We start from the raw sequence: 16,793 nt of genomic DNA on the forward strand, positions 1-16,793 counted from the left end.
TGCGGTGCCGGGGTGTGTCGGGTGCCCGGGTGGCCGGGGCGGTTTTCTGAAACGTTCTGGGCCGGAGTGGCGCGCAGGTCACGCGGCGCATGAGTGGGGGGATGCGGAACTCTCACGTTTGCCGTATGATCGGGCGATCTTTTTAACTCTGGTACCGGTTCCGGCGGGCGCAGCAGGCGTCATCCGTAAATATTGGACCCGGTTCGATAAGTCATGGTTTTATCTGACTGGAACGTTAATTCTTTCGAAGTGTGGGCATTGCCAACAGGGCCGGACAGGTCTATAATGCTGGGCGAGCAACCAGTGACAACTCAGCCGACAGGGCTCAGGTCGGCACCCCCGGACGCCTCCTCCTGTGGAAGGCCGATGGAACCAGACGTACCCCAATTGGAAGCGGTTCAAAAAGACCGCCACTCTGTAAGGAGCCTTATGAAAAAAGCACTGACCGTCTTGTCCCTCGCGCTGCTCGGCCAGGCCAGCGCCGCCACCATCACCGTCTGGACGCACTTCGGCGACAGCGAACTCGCATGGCTGCGCACCCAGGCCGCCCAGTTCAAGACGAAAACCGGTAACACCGTCAACATCGTCAGCGTCCCCTTCGATCAGATTCCCGACAAGCTGATCCAGAGCGCCCCCAAGGGCCAGGGCCCCGACCTCGTCACCACCCTGCCCCAGGACCGCCTCGGCCAGCTGGCCGCCGCCGGCGTGATCGAGCCGATGGACAAGTACATCACCAGCAAGACCGACCTCGACAAGACCGCCGTCAGCGCCATGACCTACGGCGGCAAGCTGTTCGGCCTGCCCATGTTCGCCGAGGCCGTCGCCGTCGTGTACAACAAGAAACTCGTGCCCAGCGCCCCCACCACCTGGAACGCGTTCCTGGCCGCCGCGCAGAAGAACACCAGCAGCGGCAAGTACGGCTACCTCGCCGACCTCAGCAACGCCTACATGCAGTTCGGGATCGTCAGCGCCTACGGCGGTTACGTCTTCAAGAACACAGGCGGCACCCTGAACACCAAGGACGTGGGCCTCGCCAACGCCGGCGCCGACAAGGCCAGCGCGTTCCTGAACGACCTGCGCTACAAGTACAACCTCGTGCCCGAAGGCGTGGACGGCGGCGCCGCCAAGAGTGCCTTCGTGGACGGCCGCCTCGCCATGTTCCTGACCGGACCCTGGGACATGGGCGACATCAAGAAAGCCGGCATCGACTACGGCATCATGACCTTCCCCACCCCTCCCGGCGCAGCCGGCAAGTGGAGCCCCTTCGTGGGCGTGCAGGGCACCATGCTCAACGCCTACAGCAAGAACAAGGCCGCCGCCGCGCAGTTCGCCAAGCAGATCGGCTCCAGCGACGCGCAGGTCGCCTTCAACAAGGCCGGCGGCCGCATCCCCGTCAGCCTCAGCGCCCGCACCAAACTGAAGGCCGACCCGGTCGTCGTGGGCTTCGGCAAGAGCATCAGCGCCGGCACCCCCATGCCGAACGTGCCCCAGATGGGCGCCGTGTGGGGCCCCTGGAGCAACGCCATCGCGCAGAGCGTCCAGAAGCCCGGCCAGAACTACGGCCAGATTCTCGACAAGGCCGTGCAGGAAATCAACAGCAACATCAAGTGATCCTGTCCATCCAGTGATCCTGTAACGCCGCTCCTGCCCCGCCGCGCCCACCCACGCCGGACGGGGCAGCCGCTTTTCCGGCCCGTACGGCGCGGGCCAGGGTGTACGCTGACAGTCACCAGGTCTGCCCCTCATCCCCGCTCTACCCGCCGCGCTGCCGGCGGCTGCATCTGCCCCTAGCGCACAGAGGTTGACCCATTCCATGACCCACACCATGTCCCCACCCCCCAGGCGGCGGCCCACCATTCCGCCTCAGGGCACCCGTGGCGTGTTCACCGCGCTGCTGATCCTGGCCAGCCTGATCGCCGTGAGTTTCCTGACCGGCTGGCTGCTGTCCGGCCTGGCCGCGCAGGTTCTGCCCGGCGCGCCCGCGTACACCATCCTGATCTTCACGCTGCTGGCCCTGCTGCTGCTGACACCCCTGACGTACCGCCTGTTCCCGTGGATCACCAACTGGTTCTACCTGCTGCCCGCGCTGGTGTTCATCCTGGCGTTCACGGTGCTGCCGGTCATCCTGACCGTGAATTACGCCTTCACCAACTACAGCGGCGAGAACAGCGGCAACCCGGACAGCGCCTCGCGCACAGCCGCGACCCTCAGCGCCGACCGCCTGACCGTGACCCTGCCGGAACTGGACCTGAGCACGCAACCCTTGCCCGAGTACCTCAAGTGCGCCGCGCCCACCTGCGCGGGCGGCACCGTCGTCCTGTTCGACGAAGAGGCCAGCGTGCCGTACCGGCAGAAGATCGCTAGCGTCAGTGGCAACAGCGTCACGCTGGCCGCGCCCGTCCCGGAGACCGTGGCCGTCGCGCAGGGCACCCGCCTCAACCGCTACGAGTACGTGGGCCTCGCCAACTTCCGCGAGATCTTCGGGAAGGCCAGCCGCGCCCTGTGGCCCGTGTTCCTGTGGACCGTGGTGTTCGCCTTTTCTACCATCGTCATCAACTCGCTGGCCGGCCTGATCCTGGGCATCCTGCTGTACAACAAGCGCCTGAAGGGCCGCAACGTGTACCGCACGCTGCTGTTCCTGCCGTGGGCGGTGCCCGCCGTGATCAGCGTGCAGATGTGGGTGGCGCTGTTCAACCAGCAGTTCGGGATCGTGAACAAGACTCTGGGCCTGCTCGGCATCGCTGCCGTGCCCTGGCTGGGCGACCCGCTGTGGGCGAAGGTCAGCATCCTGCTCGTGAACCTGTGGCTGGGTTTCCCGTACATGATGACCGCCACCATCAGCGCCCTGAGCACCATCAACGAGGACCTGTACGAGGCGGCCGAGATTGACGGGGCCAGCCGCTGGCAGCAGATCACCAACATCACGCTGCCGCTGCTGCGCACCTCGTTCACGCCGATCCTGCTGTCGGGCTTCGCGTTCAACTTCAACAATTTCGGCATCATCTACCTGCTTACGGCGGGCGGCCCGGCCCAGGAAGGGCGTGAAAGCACCGCGCAGAGCACCGACATCCTGCTGTCGTGGGGGTACAACACCGCGTTCGTGTCCAGCGGCGGGCAGAACTTCGCGCTGGCCAGCGCCATCGCGCTGATCATCTTCTTCCTGACCCTCGCCATCAGCCTCGTGAACTTCCGCGCCGCCGGCGTGTTCGAGGAGGCCCGCAAGTGACCGCCACTCCCAACAAGCCCGGCCAGACCCCGGGCCTGCCGCCCGGCGGGTACGTCCACCGTGAACCCAGCCTGCTGCGCCGCGCGCTGCCGTGGCTGGTCACGGCCGCCCTGATCATCGGCCTGCTCGTGCTGGGGCAGGCGCTGGTCGAGAACATGAAAGGCCGCCAGAAGAGCTTCTCGATCTACTTCGTCGAGCGCGGCTGGGTTCGCTTCCTGCTGTTCCTGCTGGCCGCCAGCGGCGTGCTGGCCCTGACCAGCCTCCTGGGGCAGCGGATCGGCATGGCCCGCACGGGGCGCCGCATCAGTTACGCCGCCGTGCTGGGCGACCAGCTCACGCACCTGTTCCTGATCCTGGTCGTGCTGGTCGCCGTGTACCCACTGCTGTACGTGCTGATCGCCGCCTTCGACCCGCGCAACAGCCTGTTCGCCTTCCCGGACTTCGAGAACCCCAACATCCTGTACCGCAGCGGCCTGATGCCCCGCCTGGACGTGCTGAGCACCGAGAACTTCGCCAAGCTGTTCGAGGGCGTCACCATTCCCGGCTGGCAACTGCTGCTGGCCGGCGTGGGCGGCGCGTCCCTCGCCACGCTGCTCCTGCTGATGCTGGTCGGCCGCTTCGGGCGTGACAGCGTGGGCCTGCAACGCACCCGTACCTGGGCGCTGCGGGTCGTGGTCGCCGCGCTGGCCGCGCTGGTGCTGTTCATGACGCCCGCGCAGTTCACGGGATTCAGCAACGAGAGCAAGTTCCTGCTGTCGGTTCGCAACACCCTGTTCGTGTCCGGCGTGACCGGCATCCTGGCGATCCTGCTGTCCACTACCGCCGGGTACGCCATGGCGAGGCTGCGCTTCCCCGGCCGGTTCCAGATGCTGCTGTTCTTCATCTTCATCCAGATGTTCCCAGTGTTCCTGGCGCTCGTCGCCGTGTACAAACTCCTGACGGACCTGGGCCTGGGCAACACCTTCACGGGCCTGATCCTGGCGTACTCGGGCGGCGCCATCGCCTTCAACACCTGGATCTTCAAGGGCTACGTGGAAAGCCTGCCCGAATCGCTTGAAGAAGCCGCCATGGTGGACGGCGCGACCCGCTGGCAGACCTTCGTGAAGGTCGTGCTGCCACTGTCGGGCGGGATCATGGTGTTCATCTTCCTGAACCAGTTTATCGGCACGTACGCCGAGTTCATCCTGGCGAACGTCCTGCTGACCGGCGTGGAGCAGTGGACGGTCGGCGTGATGTTGCGCTCGTTCACGACCGGACAGTTCAGCACCAAGTGGGGCGTGTTCGCCGCCGCCAGCACTCTGGGCGCCCTGCCGATCATCGCGCTGTTCTACGGCTTCCAGAACTACTTCGTGGGCGGCACCGTGTCCGGCGGCGTCAAGGAGTAATCACCTTCATCCTGCACAGGCGAAGGCCCCCAGCTTGATCGGCTGGGGGCCTTCTGCGGTGTGCGGATTCAGGCCTGCGGGGCGGCGTCCGGGTCGGGCATGCTGGCGGTCACGGCCGGGTCCACGCCGTCCTCGAAGCGGCGGAAGTTCTCGCGGAACATCCGGGCGAGTTTGCGGGCCGTCTCGTCGTAGGCCTGTGGGTCGGCCCAGGCGTCGCGGGGGTTCAGGACGCCCGCTGGGATGCCCTGCACGTCGGTGGGGATCTCCAGCCCGAAGTGCGGTTCGCGCTCGAAGGTCGCGCTGTCCAGTTCGCCGCTCAGGGCGGCGCCGATCAGGCGGCGGGTGTGCGCGATGCTCATGCGCTGGCCCGTGCCGTACATGCCGCCGGTCCAGCCGGTGTTCACCAGCCACACGCGCGCGCCGCTGGCCTGCACCCGGCTGGCCAGCAGGCGGGCGTACTCGCCAGGGTGGCGGGGCATGAACGGCGCGCCGAAGCAGGTGCTGAAGGTCGGGCTGGGTTCGGTCACGCCGTCCTCGGTGCCGGGGATCTTGGCGGTGAAGCCGCTGATGAACTGGTACATGGTCTGCTCGGCGCTCAGGCGGCTGATGGGCGGCAGCACCCCGAAGGCGTCGGCGGTCAGGAACACCACGTTGCGGGGGTGGCCGCCCAGGCTGCCGGGCTGCACGTTCGGAATCTGGCTGATCGGGTAGGCGCTGCGGGTGTTCTCGGTCAGGCTGTCGTCGTTCAGGTCCGGGTTGCCTGCTCCGTCCAGCACCACGTTTTCCAGCACGGTGCCGTAGGTGCGGGTGGTGCGGTAGATGTCGGGCTCGGCCTCGGCGTTCAGCTTGATGACCTTGGCGTAACAGCCGCCCTCGAAGTTGAAGATGCCCGTATCGGTCCAGCCGTGCTCGTCGTCGCCGATCAGGTGGCGGCTGGGGTCGGCGCTCAGGGTGGTCTTGCCGGTGCCGCTCAGGCCGAAGAACAGCGCCACGTCGCCGCCGTCGCCCACGTTCGCCGAGCAGTGCATGGGCATGACACCCTGATCAGGCAGCAGGAAGTTCAGCACGCCGAAGATGCCTTTCTTGTTCTCGCCAGCGTACTGCGTGCCGCCCGCGATGATCATGCGGCGCGTGAAGTTCATGATGATGAACGTGTCGCTGCGTACGCCGTCCAGCGTGGGGTCGGCGCGGAAAGACGGGATGTTCAGCACGGTCCAGTCCTCGTGGAAGTCCGCCCGTTCGGCCGGGGTGGGCTGCACGAACATGTTGTGAATGAACAGCGAGTGGTACGCCATCTCGGTCACCATGCGGCACCCGATGCGGTAGCGGGGGTCCGTGCCCGCGTACACCTGCTGTACGAACAGTTCCTTCCCTTCGGCGTAGCGGGTCATCTTGTCTAGCAGGCGGTCGAATACCGCGCCGCTGATGGGCGTGTTGAATCCGCCCCACCACACCGCGTCGCGGGTCAGGTCGTCCTCGACGATAAAGCGGTCTTTGGGGCTGCGGCCGGTCTTGTTGGTGCGGACGGTCAGGGGGCCGCAGGCGGCCTGCACGCCCTCGCCCAGGCGGGTGGCGTGCGCGTACAGGTCGTCCACGCCGGGGTTCAGGTGAATGGTGGCGGTCTTGATGCCGAGGTCGGCAAGGGGTGCGCTGGCGGTCAGACTCATGGCGGTCCTCCTCTGGCGGGGCAGTCGGGTACAGGGTGAATGAGGGGAGGCGCGGGACGGTCCGGGTCAAGCCCGGCGCTGCGTGAACGCAGCCGTTCCTGCAGGCAGCCTGCACTAAGGGCGGAGTTGGTGTGTTGTCCTACAGTGGAATCTTCGCCTGGGAAACGGTTCCAGTCAAACCTTTCGGGTGTCACGCCTGGGGGAACAACACACACTAATGTCCGAGCGCACCGGACAGACTGCCGGCCGCCTGCCTCCTGCCACCAGCATCCACCCCCGACTTACAGCACCGTTACGACCAGCCCGGTCACACCACGCACATGACAGGTCCGGCCCACCCGGACAGCCACGCACGACGAAAGCAGGAGGCGAACCCCGGACCGGGGTGCCTCCTGCCACTGCCGCCCTCACTCCCCGGCCGTGTAGACCGGAGGGGAGCTCAGTACGTCAATCAGTTGGTGGGTTTGGTATCGCCCGCAGGCTTGCCGGACTCGGCCGCCGTGCGCGCCGCTGCCGGAGCGTCGGGGGCAACCGCGCCGCCCGCGCTGCTGCCGGTCGTGGCGGCCTGCGTGGCCTGCGCCGCGCCGGGAGCCGGGGTCGCCTTATTCTCCTCGATGCGCTCCAGCCACGCCGTACCGATCAGGTTCCGGGCGTTGCGGCCCGCCTGACGCAGCGACTGCGCCGCCTCGGGGCTCACGCCCTCCACGGCGCTCAGGATTCCCTGGCGGGCCGCCGGCACGCGGGCCAGCACCACCGCGCCGGTCCCGATCAGGGCCAGGGCGGTCAGGCTACCGGCGGGGCCGCCGCTGCGGTCATCCCGGCGGGCCCGGCGCGTCTGCTTCTCCAGCACTTTCAGTTCGCGGGCCAGTTCCTTCTGAAGCGGGGCCACCTTCCGGTCGACGGCCTTCTGAAGTTTCGCGGGGCTCAGGGCCCTGCGACCGGCAGCCAGTTCACGTTCCGCGTCGCGGCGCGCCTGTTTCAGGGTGCGGTCCATGCGGCGCTGGCGGGTCTGCGCGCCGTCGGCCACCTCGTGCAGGGTGCTGCTCACGCGGTCGTGCACGGTGGCCAGCAGTTCCTTCCCGGCCCCCTGTGCGCCCACCAGGGTATCCCCGGCCGTGTGCTGCGCGGCGCTCAGCAGGCGCCCCGCCTTCCGGCGCCCCTGTTTCGTGACCGTCTGGGTACTCTCGGCCAGCGTGCCGGCCAGCACGCCAGCGCGTTCCTGCGCGGTGCCTGCCAGTTCCCCGGCCGTGCCCGCCAGCCCACCGGCGACCGTGGCGACCTCGTCCAGCACGCTGCTGAGCAGGCTGGAGGCGCGCGGAACACCTTCCTCACGGATCAGTTGCGCGGCGCTCTGGCCCCGGCGGGCGGCCTCGTGGGCCAGCCCCTGCGAGAGCTCCTGCGCCTGCGCCAGACCCTGCGTCAGTCCCTGCGCCAGGGTGGGTTTCACGGTGTCCTGGAGGGTGTGCTGCGCGCCGCTCCACACGTCGCGGCTGCCCGTGACCAGGGCGCGGCGGGTGTCCTTGTTCAGTGCCAGGGCCGCGAGGCCACCCAGCATCAGCAGGCTGCGTTTGCTGACGCCGCCGTTCATTTCGTTACTCATGACTTGCTCCTTTGAACTTCACCCGCGTGAGTGGGCGGCCCGGCCCACCTTGAGCCCGCGACCTGCCCGGAGTGAACCGGTTGCCCGCATTCTCTCCCCGCGCCCGCAGCCGAACGTGGGGGCAATGTAATGAGGATTTCATGTTCAGCCCCCCCGCCAGACATCTGCCCGCCAACCCTGACCCCCAGCCAACCCTGAAACCTGCTGCTGACCCCGCTTGCCCGGCGAGGCAGACGCTAGACTGGCCGGCGTGACCCGAAAGGCCCGCCCACGCGACGAGACCACCCAGACCGCGCCGCTCCCGGCTGCCCCGGCAGTGGCCGTGGACGCCGGGCCGCCCCTGACCCGGCTGGAAGTCCGGAATCTCGCGACCATCCAGATGCTGGACCTGCACTTCGGCGCGGGCCTCAGCGTCTTTACCGGCGAGACCGGCGCGGGCAAGAGCATCATTGTGGACGCCCTGGGCCTGCTGCTGGGATCGCGCAGCAACACCGACCTGATCCGCACAGGCGAGGACGACCTGCTCGTGACCGGCTTCTGGAACGACGACGTGGCCAGTCGCCGCGTGACCAGCCAGGGCCGCAGCACCGCCCGGCTGGACGGCGAGGTCGTCACGCTGCGCGAGTTGCAGGACTGGGCGCAGCGCCGCCTGACCATCCACTGGCAGCACAGCGCCGTCAGCCTGCTCGGCCCGGCCAACCAGCGTGCCCTGCTGGACCGCCAGCTGCCCGCCGAACTGGGTGCGTACACGGCCGCGTACCGAGCCTGGACGGAGGCCCGCGCCCGCCTGGAGGCCCTGCGCGCCAGCGAACGCGAGCGCGCCCGGCAGCTGGACCTGCTGCAATTCCAGGCGGCCGAGATCACCGAGGTGAACCCCACGCCCGGCGAGGAGGAACCCCTCCAGGCCGACCTGAACCGCTTGGCAAACCTGGAAAGCATCGCGCAGGGAGCCGCCGGGGCCATCACGCTCCTCAGCGACGGCGACGAGAACGCCCTGGGCTTCCTGGCCGAGGCGGTGCGTTCCCTGAACGTCAGCGCCCGCTACGACGAGACGACCGCGCAACTGCAACGCGAACTGCGTGAGGCGCTCGACAGCGTGCAGGCCGTCACCGGGGAACTGCGCGCCGTGGCCGAGGATCAGGCCCCGGACCCCGAGGAACTCGCGCGGGTCGAGGCCCGCCTGGGCGCGCTGGGCAAACTGCGCGCCAAGTACGGCCCGACCCTGGACGACGTGCTGACCTTCCACGCGCAGGTCGAGCAGGAACTCGCCGCCCTGACCCGCGACGAGCAGGACGCCGGTACACTGGACGCCGACGTGGCCGCCCTGCTGACCGGCGTGCGCCGCGCCGCCGCCGACCTGGACGCCGCCCGCACCCGCCGCGCCGCGCCGCTGGCCGCCGAACTGGTCGGCGTGATCCGGCAACTCGGCATGCCGCACGCCCGCCTGGAATTCCAGCTGACCCCCCTGGCCGAACCCGGCGCGCACGGCCTGAGCGACGTGACCCTGCAGTTCACCGCGAACCCCGGCGAGGACCTCGCCCCGCTGGCCGACGTGGCCTCCGGCGGGGAACTCTCACGCGTGATGCTGGCCATCAGCACCGTGCTGGGAGCCGACACGCCCGCCGTGGTGTTCGACGAGGTCGACGCGGGCATCGGCGGGGGCGCGGCCCTGGCTGTTGCGGCGCAACTGCGGCACCTCGCGCAGACGCGGCAGGTGTTCGTGGTCACCCACCTCGCGCAGATTGCCGCGCAGGCCGACCATCACTTCAAGGTGGAAAAGAGTGTGGAGGCCGGCCGCACCGTCAGCCGCGTGCGCCTGCTGCCGCCAGAGGAGCGCCTGCACGAGATTGCCCGCATGCTCAGCGGCAACACCAGCGACGCCGCCCTGCAACACGCCCGGGAACTGCTGGGCTAGGGCCGCCGCGCCTGACCGGCAGAGCCCCCGGAAACGTCGCGGCGCCGGGCCGCAGGCCACGAGGTGTGCCTTTGGTAAAGGTGACCTTCAGTTGAGCGTCAGGCGGGATGCCTAAGCTGCTAGACATGACCCGATCCCACCTGCCCCTGCTGGGCGCCGCGCTGCTCGGCGTGAGTCTGCTGAGCGCCTGCACCATGTCCGCCCCCGGTAACCTGCGTGTTCACGAGGCCCTGCTGTACGGCGGCACCCAGGAACGCATCGTGTGGGTGTACGGCACGCTGGGCCAGGGCAGCGCCCAGAGCAGCGTGAAACTCGGCGCGAACACCGCCGAACTGCGCGCCCAGATCAGCGACGACCTGGGCCTGCCCGGCACGCTCAGCGTGAACGGCAAGGCCACGTACCGCTCGGCCACCAGCGTCACCGCGCAGAAACTCAGCGTCACGCGCCGCACCGACGGCACCTTCAACGTCACGCCGCTGCCCGGCGCGGCCCTGAGCGCCGTGTACTTCACGGACGGGCAGACCTGGACCAAACTGAACGGTACCAGCGGCACCGTGAGCGGCACCCGCAGCGACGGCCTCGGCAGCGCCGGACAGCTGACCAGCGAGGAAGGAGCCGCGCTGGGCCGCGCCCTGCTGGGCCAGGGACCCCTGGCGGTCGGCGTGCTCGACAGCGCCGCCATCCCCGACGCGCCCCTGGGAGTGGAACCCGCCCCCACCGAGTACCGCCGCACGGCCCTGTACGTCCTGCCGAACGTGCCCACCCAGACCGCCGTGACGCCCACCCTGCCGGGCCGCCCCACCACGCCCCCCCTGACCCCGCCCCCCAGCGCCACTCTGCCAGGAGCCGCCGTGACCTTCACCGAACTTGCCAGCGGCACGCAGTCCAGCGAAACCGCCCCCGTCACCCGCGTGGCCCGCACCAGCAGCGAGGCACGCACCCTGTACGCCGCCGCGTACGCCCGTCAGACCGGCGCGCCCACCCCGCCTACCCTGAACGGCTCGACCCTGGTCGGCGTGTTCCTGGGCCAGCGGGCCACCGGCGGCTACAGCCTGAAAGTCACGGGGGCCAGCGTCAGCAGCGGCGTCCTGACCCTGGTCGTGCAGGTCAAGGCCCCGGCCGCGAACTCGTTCACCACGCAGGCCATCACCAGCCCCTGGGCCATCGTGCAGGTTCCCGGCAGCTTCACCCAGGTCCGGGTCGTGGACACGGCCGGCCAGCCGCTCCAGAGCGGCGCAGGCAACGACCGCTGACGCCGAGCCTGAACACAGCGTCCCCTTGAACGCAGCGCCCGCCTGGAACTGATGTTCCGGCGGGCGCTTTGACTACGGGGTTCTGCGACTGGCCGGCCGGGCCCGCCGCCGGGGGCCTGCCCCCTCGGGGGGGTGCGTTGCCCGCGTTCCCGCACTGACGGTCAGGCCGGGCCCGCCGATCAGGACGGCCAGAGTGCCGCACAGCAGCAACCACGGAACTTCCAGCCGCCCCCAGCCGACTGGTCCGGACAGCAGGCCCGGAAGTTGCGTCACGACCACCAGCGCCGCCAGCGTGCCCGCCAGTGGCCTGGAGGCCAGTCCCAGCAGCAGCAGCAGTCCACCGGAGAGTTCCAGCACGGCGCTCAGGGGCGCGGTCAGCAGCGGAAGCGGCACCCCGGAGCGCGTGAAGGTCTCGGTCACGCTGGGCAGGCCCGCCGTGAAGATCTTCTGGAACCCATGTGCAGTGAAGATGGCGGCGGTCGCCATCCTGATCACCGTCAGCGCCGCTTCCGGGTGTTGTCTCACAATTGCCAGTGTACCCGGCGCGCCTGCCTGGGGCACACGCAGGCGGCGGCCCCCCACACCGGGAGGGCCGCCGCAGCGCTTCAGGCCCAGGGGCCTGAGAGACGGATTACTTGCTGGGAACCTTGATGGCGCCGCTGATGATCTTGGCCTTCACGGCTTCCAGGCGGGATACCTGGGCGCTGGTGATCAGGGCCTTGTTGTACTGGTCGACGGAGTAGCCCACGCCGCCTTCTTTCAGACCGAAGCGGCGCTCGCCACCCTTGAACTTGTCTTCCTTGACGTCCTTGATCAGGGCGTAGACAGCGTTGTCGACGCGCTTGAGCATGCTGGTCAGGCCGTGGTTCATGGTGGCGGGGTTCTTGTCGAAGTCGCCCAGGTAGTTCTGGTTGCTGTCCACGCCGATGAAGAACATGGGGCGGGCGTCGCCGGCGCAGGCCTTGGCGTAGGCGTCGCTCTTCTTGAGGGACGCGAACTTGTTGCTGCTGAACTTCACGCCGCTGGGCAGGGCGCTGGCTTTCAGGCACTGGGTCTGCTTGATGTAGTCGATCACGCCGTTCCCGGACGCACCGGCAGCCGCGAAGATGATGTCCGCACCCTTGGCGCGCATGCTACCGGCGATTTCCTTGGCCTTGCCGGGGTTGTTCCAGGCGTCGGGGGTGGTGCCCACGTACTGCGCGATGATCTTGACCTTGGGGTTGGCGGCTTTCGCGCCGGCCGTGTAGCCCGCCTCGAACTTGTGGATCAGGGGGATGTCCATGCCGCCCACGAAGCCCACGACGCCGGTCGAGCTGTTCAGCGCGGCGATGTAGCCGACGAGGTAGCTGCCCTGCTCTTCCTGGAAGACCAGGCTGGCGACGTTCTTCTCGGAGGACACGTCGTCGATCAGGCCGAAGTACAGGTCAGGGTTTTCCTTGGCGACCTGGCTGATGCTGGCGTTGTTGGCGAAGCCCACGCCCACGGTCAGGTCGAAGCCTTCGTTGGCGAAGGAGCGGATGCCCTGCACGGTCTGGCTGGGGTCGCTGGGTTCGAAGTCGGAGGACTTGATGCCCAGGTTCTTCACGGCGCGCTGGGTGCCCTCGTAGGCGCTCTGGTTGAAGCTCTTGTCGAATTTACCGCCGGCGTCGTAGGCGATGCCGACGCGCATGGTCTGGGCAGAGGCGACGCTGGCGCTCAGGGCAAGGGCAATGGTCAGGATCTTCTTCATGGGTGTTCCTCCAGAGTGTTCGTTGATGAATGCTTGAACAGAGTATACGGAATTCTGCGTCTGTCCAGTCCCCACCAGGGTCACACTCTTAACCACAGAGGGGGCCGGTAGCGGGTAGGAGAATTCTTGTGAACTTCTTAACGCTTGCGCCTGACGGTCGTCTGATACGGGCTTCACCGCACACCCACGAAACCCGCACCGTCCAGCGCATTCTTCCAATCGCCCGCTCATCAGAGCAGACAGGTGAGAGAGCAGACAGGGGAGATGGTCGCTTCTGCCTCCGGCCATTTTCGGCAGTTCCGACGCGCTCAGCTGTCCAGGTGCCCGAAGCCGTCCAGGCCGTCGAACAGGCCGCGCAGCGGGTACTGGTGGATGGGCGTGCGCGTTCCGCCGATACTGAAGTTCTCGTGGCCCAGGCGCTCCTGCATCGCCTCTCGCTCCTCGGGCGTCATGCGGCCCAGCAGGCTCTGCTCGCCCATCTGCGTGCCGTGCGCCGCCAGCGCCGCCGCCTTGTTCCCGGCGTAGGCGGACACGTCCATCCGCACCGCGAAGGTCTCCTCGGACACGCCGTACACCAGCGGGTCGAGGTCCTGCCCCATGCGCGCGATGCCCGCCGCCGACTCGACGCTCATGGCCGTGAAGTACAGCCGTTTCGGGCCGCCGTACGGCAGGGACCCCGCGCTGAAGAACGCCGCACTGGCCGCCCGGTGAATCTGCAGGTGATCCACGTGCCCGTACCCGCCGTGCGGGTCGAAGGTCACCATTACCTGCGGCTGCACCTGCTCGATCAGGGCGCGCAGTTTCACCTCCACGTCCAGCGGGTTCACGTTCATCATGGCCAGCGGATCATCGTGGCGGGTGCGCTCGTACCGGCCGGAGTCGTGGTAATCCAGGAAGACCGGGGCGGGGATTTCCAGCGCGCGGCACGCCTCGATCAGTTCCTGCTCGCGCTGGGCGCCCAGGTCGGTGACGGTCATGCCGGGCACCGTGATCTTCCCGGCCTCGCCGCGCGTGGCGCAGGCCAGCACCACGTTCACGCCCAGCCGCGCGTAGTGCGTCAGGGTGCCGCCCACGCTGAAGGCCTCGTCGTCCGGGTGGGCGAACACGGCCAGCAGGGTCGGGCGGGTATTGAGGGCAGGCGCAGTGTGCGGCTCCGGAGCGTTCAGGTCAGTCATGCCGGGCAGTGTACGGGCCGCGCCCGCAGGCGGGTGTGCCGGCCTCCCCATTCGCCACGCCGTCAGGCTTCGCGGGCGGCCAGCACCTGCCCGCGCCCGTGGAAGTCCCACAGTGCGTCCGGCCACGTGCGGTAGATCAGGCGGCGGTTCCCGGCGTCGGCGGCTTCCAGCGCCTCTCCCAGCGCGCGGTAAAAGCGGCTGCCCTGTTCCTGCATGGCGCGGGCCGTCCAGTACACTCCGGCTTCCATCATCTGCGCGTGCTGCTCCTCGGTGATCACCCGCCCAGCATGCCGCTCACGGCGCGTGACTGGTGCCCCGCCGGCTGCCAGCATGGCCCGCGTGGCCCTGATACGCCCGGCGCAGGGTGTCTGCTACGCTCGGACGCATGACGAAGGTGGTGGCCATCACATCCGAGAAGGGCGGCGTGGGGAAAAGCACGCTGGCCGTGCACCTCGCGGGCGCGGCGCACGCCAGCAACCGCAAGGTCCTGCTGATCGACGAGGACGGCCGCGTGGGCAGCAGCCTGCGCTGGGCGGCCCGCAGCAGCGGCCTGCCGTTCCCCGTGCTGGACGCCGGGGACGTGAAACCCCGCCGACTGGCGGACTTCGACGTGGTCATCCTGGACACCGAGGGCCGCCCGCGACGCAAGGACCTGCGGCAACTCGCGCAGCGCACCGACCTGATCCTGGTACCCAGTGGCGTGTCCCCCCTGGAGGTGGAGGCCACGCGGGAACTGATGGACTTCCTGCTGGCCGAGGATGCCGGACGCAAGACCCGCGTGGTCCTGACCCGCGTGCCCCCGGTGGGCCGCGCCGCCGAGGACATCCGCGAGGACCTGCGCGAGGACGGCATCACCGTGTGCAACACCCTGGTCCGTCAGTACGCGGCGTTCCAGCGGGCCGCCGAGCAGGGCGTCCTGGCCTGCGACGTGCGCGACCCGCGCGCCGCGGCCGCCTGGGACGACGTGCTGGCCCTGTCACGCGAGATCCTGTGAAGCGCGCGCCAGTGAATATGGCAGGGGGAAAGTAGGTGGGACGCTTCGATTACCTGCAGGAACGGGAAGCCCCGGCGCCGGAGACGGCCGACAGCGGCGCCCCCCGCCGGGCCGGGAAGAAGGGCCGCAAGAAGGGCGGGAAGGCCCGCAAGGCCCTGAAGGTCACGCCGGAACCCGACGGGCGCAGCAAGGGCGAGACCGCCGAGCGGGTCGAGGCGGTGTACGTCCGCAAGGAAACGGTGCGGGCCGTGTGGCGCGCCGTGAAGGCCGAGGGCGGCGAAAGCGTCAGCGAACTGGTCGAGGACCTGCTGCTGGCGTGGCTGCGCGAGCGCGCCTGACGCGCGTGACCTGCCGGATAGCACGTCGGGTGGCATGGCTGGCCTGAGCCCAGGCGCGGCGCTGGCGCTGAGGCTGGCCGGGCTGGCTCTGGCGCTGCTGGTGACCGTGCCCGGCCTGCTGAACCCCCTGCGGGGCGGCGTGCTGGACGGCGCGAACCTGATCTTCCACGAGGCCGGGCACGTCCTGCTGGCCTGGGCGGGCGAGACGCTCATGCTGCTGGGCGGCAGCCTGATGCAGGTGGCGGTACCGCTGGCCTGCGCCGCCGCGTTCATGGTGCGCGGCGACCGGTACTCGGCGGGTATCGTGGGCCTGTGGCTGGCGCAGTCGCTGTCGGGCGTGGCGGCGTACATCCGGGACGCGCCGCTGCGGCAACTGGACCTGATCACGGGCGATCCGGACACCCACGACTGGTGGCAGCTACTGGGCGGCTGGAACCCGCTGCACAACTCGCTGGGACTGGCCGACCCGCTGGGCCGCTTCGTGACGTTCCTGGCGTTCGTGGCCGTGATCGTCTCGGTGCTGCTGGCCGTCTGGGACGACCTGCGCTAGCCTGCGTGCATGACGGGATCAGGAGGGACTGGTGTGGTGGGACGCTTTGCGCCCAGTCCGACCGGGGCCATGCACCTGGGCAACGCCCGCACGGCGCTGCTGGCGTGGCTGCACTCCCGCGCGCACGGGGGGCGTCACCTGCTGCGCTTCGAGGACCTGGATACCGGGCGGGTCCGCCCCTGGGCGTACGACCTGACCCGCCGGGATCTGGAGTGGCTGGGCCTGGACTGGGACGGGGAAGTCATTCAGTCGCGGCGGCTGGACCTGTACCGGGACGCCGCCGCGCGCCTGGACACCTACCCCTGCACCTGCACCCGGCGCGAGATCCGGGACGCCATCCAGGACAGCGCCGGGGCGCCGCACGGCGAGGAGCCCGTGTACCCCGGCACCTGCCGCGCCGCACCCCGGAGCCCGGACCGCCCGGCGGCGCTGCGCTGGCGCGTGCCGGAGGGGGAGGCCTGCGCGCACGACGCCCTGAGCGGCCGGACGCTGTGCCAGGACCTGCGCGCGGACGTGGGTGATCTGGTGCTGCGCCGCAACGACGGCGTGTACGCCTACCACCTGGCGGTCGTGGTGGATGACGCGGCGGGCGGCGTGACCGACGTGCTGCGCGGCGAGGACCTCTGGACGGCCACGCCCCGGCAGGCTGCGCTTCAGGCGGCACTGGGTCTGCCCACGCCCCGCTACCTGCACGTGCCGCTGATGACCGATTACCGGGGCGAGCGCCTCGCCAAGCGGGGGGGAGCGCCGCCGCTCTCGGCGCTGCGTGAGGCAGGGGAGAGCGCGGCCCGTATCCGCGCGGAACTGGCCCGTAGCCTGGGCTGGCTGGTGCAGGACGAGGTGAGCCTGCCGGACCTGCTGCCCCTCTGGTCGGCGGAACTCGCGCGGCCCGGCGCGGGGTGAGGGCGTGCGTCCCTGTCGGTGAATTGCGCGGATTCTCACTGTCCGGACCTGTCAGACG

Annotated in this window: 15 protein-coding genes; 9 read left to right on the top strand and 6 right to left on the bottom strand. The window is 69.2% G+C overall.

What is annotated here, in order from left to right:
- Positions 1–429 precede the first annotated feature (429 nt).
- The 3 genes from M8445_RS12015 to M8445_RS12025 all read left to right on the top strand — a co-directional run bounded on the left by M8445_RS12015 (position 430) and on the right by M8445_RS12025 (position 4,611).
- Entirely contained in the window at positions 430–1,611 is a 1,182-nt protein-coding gene (locus M8445_RS12015; RefSeq protein ID WP_273987985.1) for a sugar ABC transporter substrate-binding protein, read from the top strand.
- 214 nt (positions 1,612–1,825) lie between these two features.
- Complete coding sequence (locus M8445_RS12020; RefSeq protein WP_420704094.1) at positions 1,826–3,226, top strand: ABC transporter permease subunit; 1,401 nt, start codon at positions 1,826–1,828, stop codon at positions 3,224–3,226.
- Positions 3,223–4,611 carry a sugar ABC transporter permease gene (locus M8445_RS12025; RefSeq protein ID WP_273987987.1) on the top strand — a complete coding sequence of 463 codons (1,389 nt, stop codon included), beginning with the start codon at positions 3,223–3,225 and terminating at the stop codon, positions 4,609–4,611. The genes M8445_RS12020 and M8445_RS12025 overlap by 4 nt, the downstream gene beginning before the upstream one ends.
- Before the next feature lie 68 nt (positions 4,612–4,679).
- Here the strand turns inward: M8445_RS12025 and pckA are convergent, their stop codons facing one another.
- Both pckA and M8445_RS12035 read right to left on the bottom strand, forming a co-directional pair.
- Positions 4,680–6,278, bottom strand: a complete 1,599-nt coding sequence (pckA, locus tag M8445_RS12030) for a phosphoenolpyruvate carboxykinase (ATP) (protein WP_273987988.1) — start codon at positions 6,276–6,278, stop codon at positions 4,680–4,682.
- Positions 6,279–6,729: 451 nt separating this feature from the next.
- Positions 6,730–7,878 carry a serine/threonine-protein kinase gene (locus M8445_RS12035; protein WP_273987989.1) on the bottom strand — a complete coding sequence of 383 codons (1,149 nt, stop codon included), beginning with the start codon at positions 7,876–7,878 and terminating at the stop codon, positions 6,730–6,732.
- Between the two features lie 250 nt (positions 7,879–8,128).
- Between M8445_RS12035 and M8445_RS12040 the strand changes: the two genes are divergently transcribed.
- Together M8445_RS12040 and M8445_RS12045 are read left to right on the top strand one after the other, a co-directional pair.
- Positions 8,129–9,793: a DNA repair protein RecN gene (locus M8445_RS12040; RefSeq protein ID WP_273987990.1), complete on the top strand. Its 1,665-nt coding sequence runs from the start codon at positions 8,129–8,131 to the stop codon at positions 9,791–9,793.
- Positions 9,794–9,918: 125 nt separating this feature from the next.
- On the top strand, positions 9,919–11,046 hold the full coding sequence (locus M8445_RS12045; protein ID WP_273987991.1) for a protease complex subunit PrcB family protein: 1,128 nt from the start codon (positions 9,919–9,921) through the stop codon (positions 11,044–11,046).
- Positions 11,047–11,118: 72 nt separating this feature from the next.
- Here M8445_RS12045 and M8445_RS12050 read toward each other — a convergent pair whose 3' ends face one another.
- The 4 genes from M8445_RS12050 to M8445_RS12065 form a co-directional block, all read right to left on the bottom strand.
- Positions 11,119–11,571: a DoxX family protein gene (locus M8445_RS12050; RefSeq protein ID WP_273987992.1), complete on the bottom strand. Its 453-nt coding sequence runs from the start codon at positions 11,569–11,571 to the stop codon at positions 11,119–11,121.
- A 106-nt stretch (positions 11,572–11,677) separates the two neighbouring features.
- A complete protein-coding gene (locus M8445_RS12055) occupies positions 11,678–12,775 on the bottom strand; it encodes a BMP family lipoprotein (RefSeq protein WP_273987993.1) in 1,098 nt (365 codons plus the stop codon).
- A 308-nt stretch (positions 12,776–13,083) separates the two neighbouring features.
- On the bottom strand, positions 13,084–13,950 hold the full coding sequence (locus tag M8445_RS12060) for a PIG-L family deacetylase (RefSeq protein ID WP_273987994.1): 867 nt from the start codon (positions 13,948–13,950) through the stop codon (positions 13,084–13,086).
- 62 nt (positions 13,951–14,012) lie between these two features.
- Positions 14,013–14,228 (bottom strand): hypothetical protein, encoded by a 216-nt coding sequence (locus M8445_RS12065; protein WP_273987995.1) that lies wholly within the window; start codon positions 14,226–14,228, stop codon positions 14,013–14,015.
- Positions 14,229–14,335: 107 nt separating this feature from the next.
- Between M8445_RS12065 and M8445_RS12070 the strand changes: the two genes are divergently transcribed.
- Genes M8445_RS12070 through gluQRS form a run of 4 tightly spaced genes read left to right on the top strand, consistent with a single transcriptional unit; the run spans position 14,336 to position 16,735 of the window.
- Positions 14,336–14,944 (top strand): ParA family protein, encoded by a 609-nt coding sequence (locus M8445_RS12070; RefSeq protein WP_273987996.1) that lies wholly within the window; start codon positions 14,336–14,338, stop codon positions 14,942–14,944.
- Positions 14,945–14,979: 35 nt separating this feature from the next.
- Positions 14,980–15,282: a hypothetical protein gene (locus tag M8445_RS12075; protein WP_273987997.1), complete on the top strand. Its 303-nt coding sequence runs from the start codon at positions 14,980–14,982 to the stop codon at positions 15,280–15,282.
- Between the two features lie 34 nt (positions 15,283–15,316).
- Complete coding sequence (locus M8445_RS12080) at positions 15,317–15,832, top strand: hypothetical protein (protein ID WP_273987998.1); 516 nt, start codon at positions 15,317–15,319, stop codon at positions 15,830–15,832.
- A 9-nt stretch (positions 15,833–15,841) separates the two neighbouring features.
- A complete protein-coding gene (gluQRS, locus tag M8445_RS12085; protein WP_273987999.1) occupies positions 15,842–16,735 on the top strand; it encodes a tRNA glutamyl-Q(34) synthetase GluQRS in 894 nt (297 codons plus the stop codon).
- Positions 16,736–16,793: the final 58 nt, after the last annotated feature.

The organism is Deinococcus aquaticus (assembly GCF_028622095.1).
Taxonomy (GTDB): Bacteria; Deinococcota; Deinococci; order Deinococcales; family Deinococcaceae; genus Deinococcus; species Deinococcus aquaticus.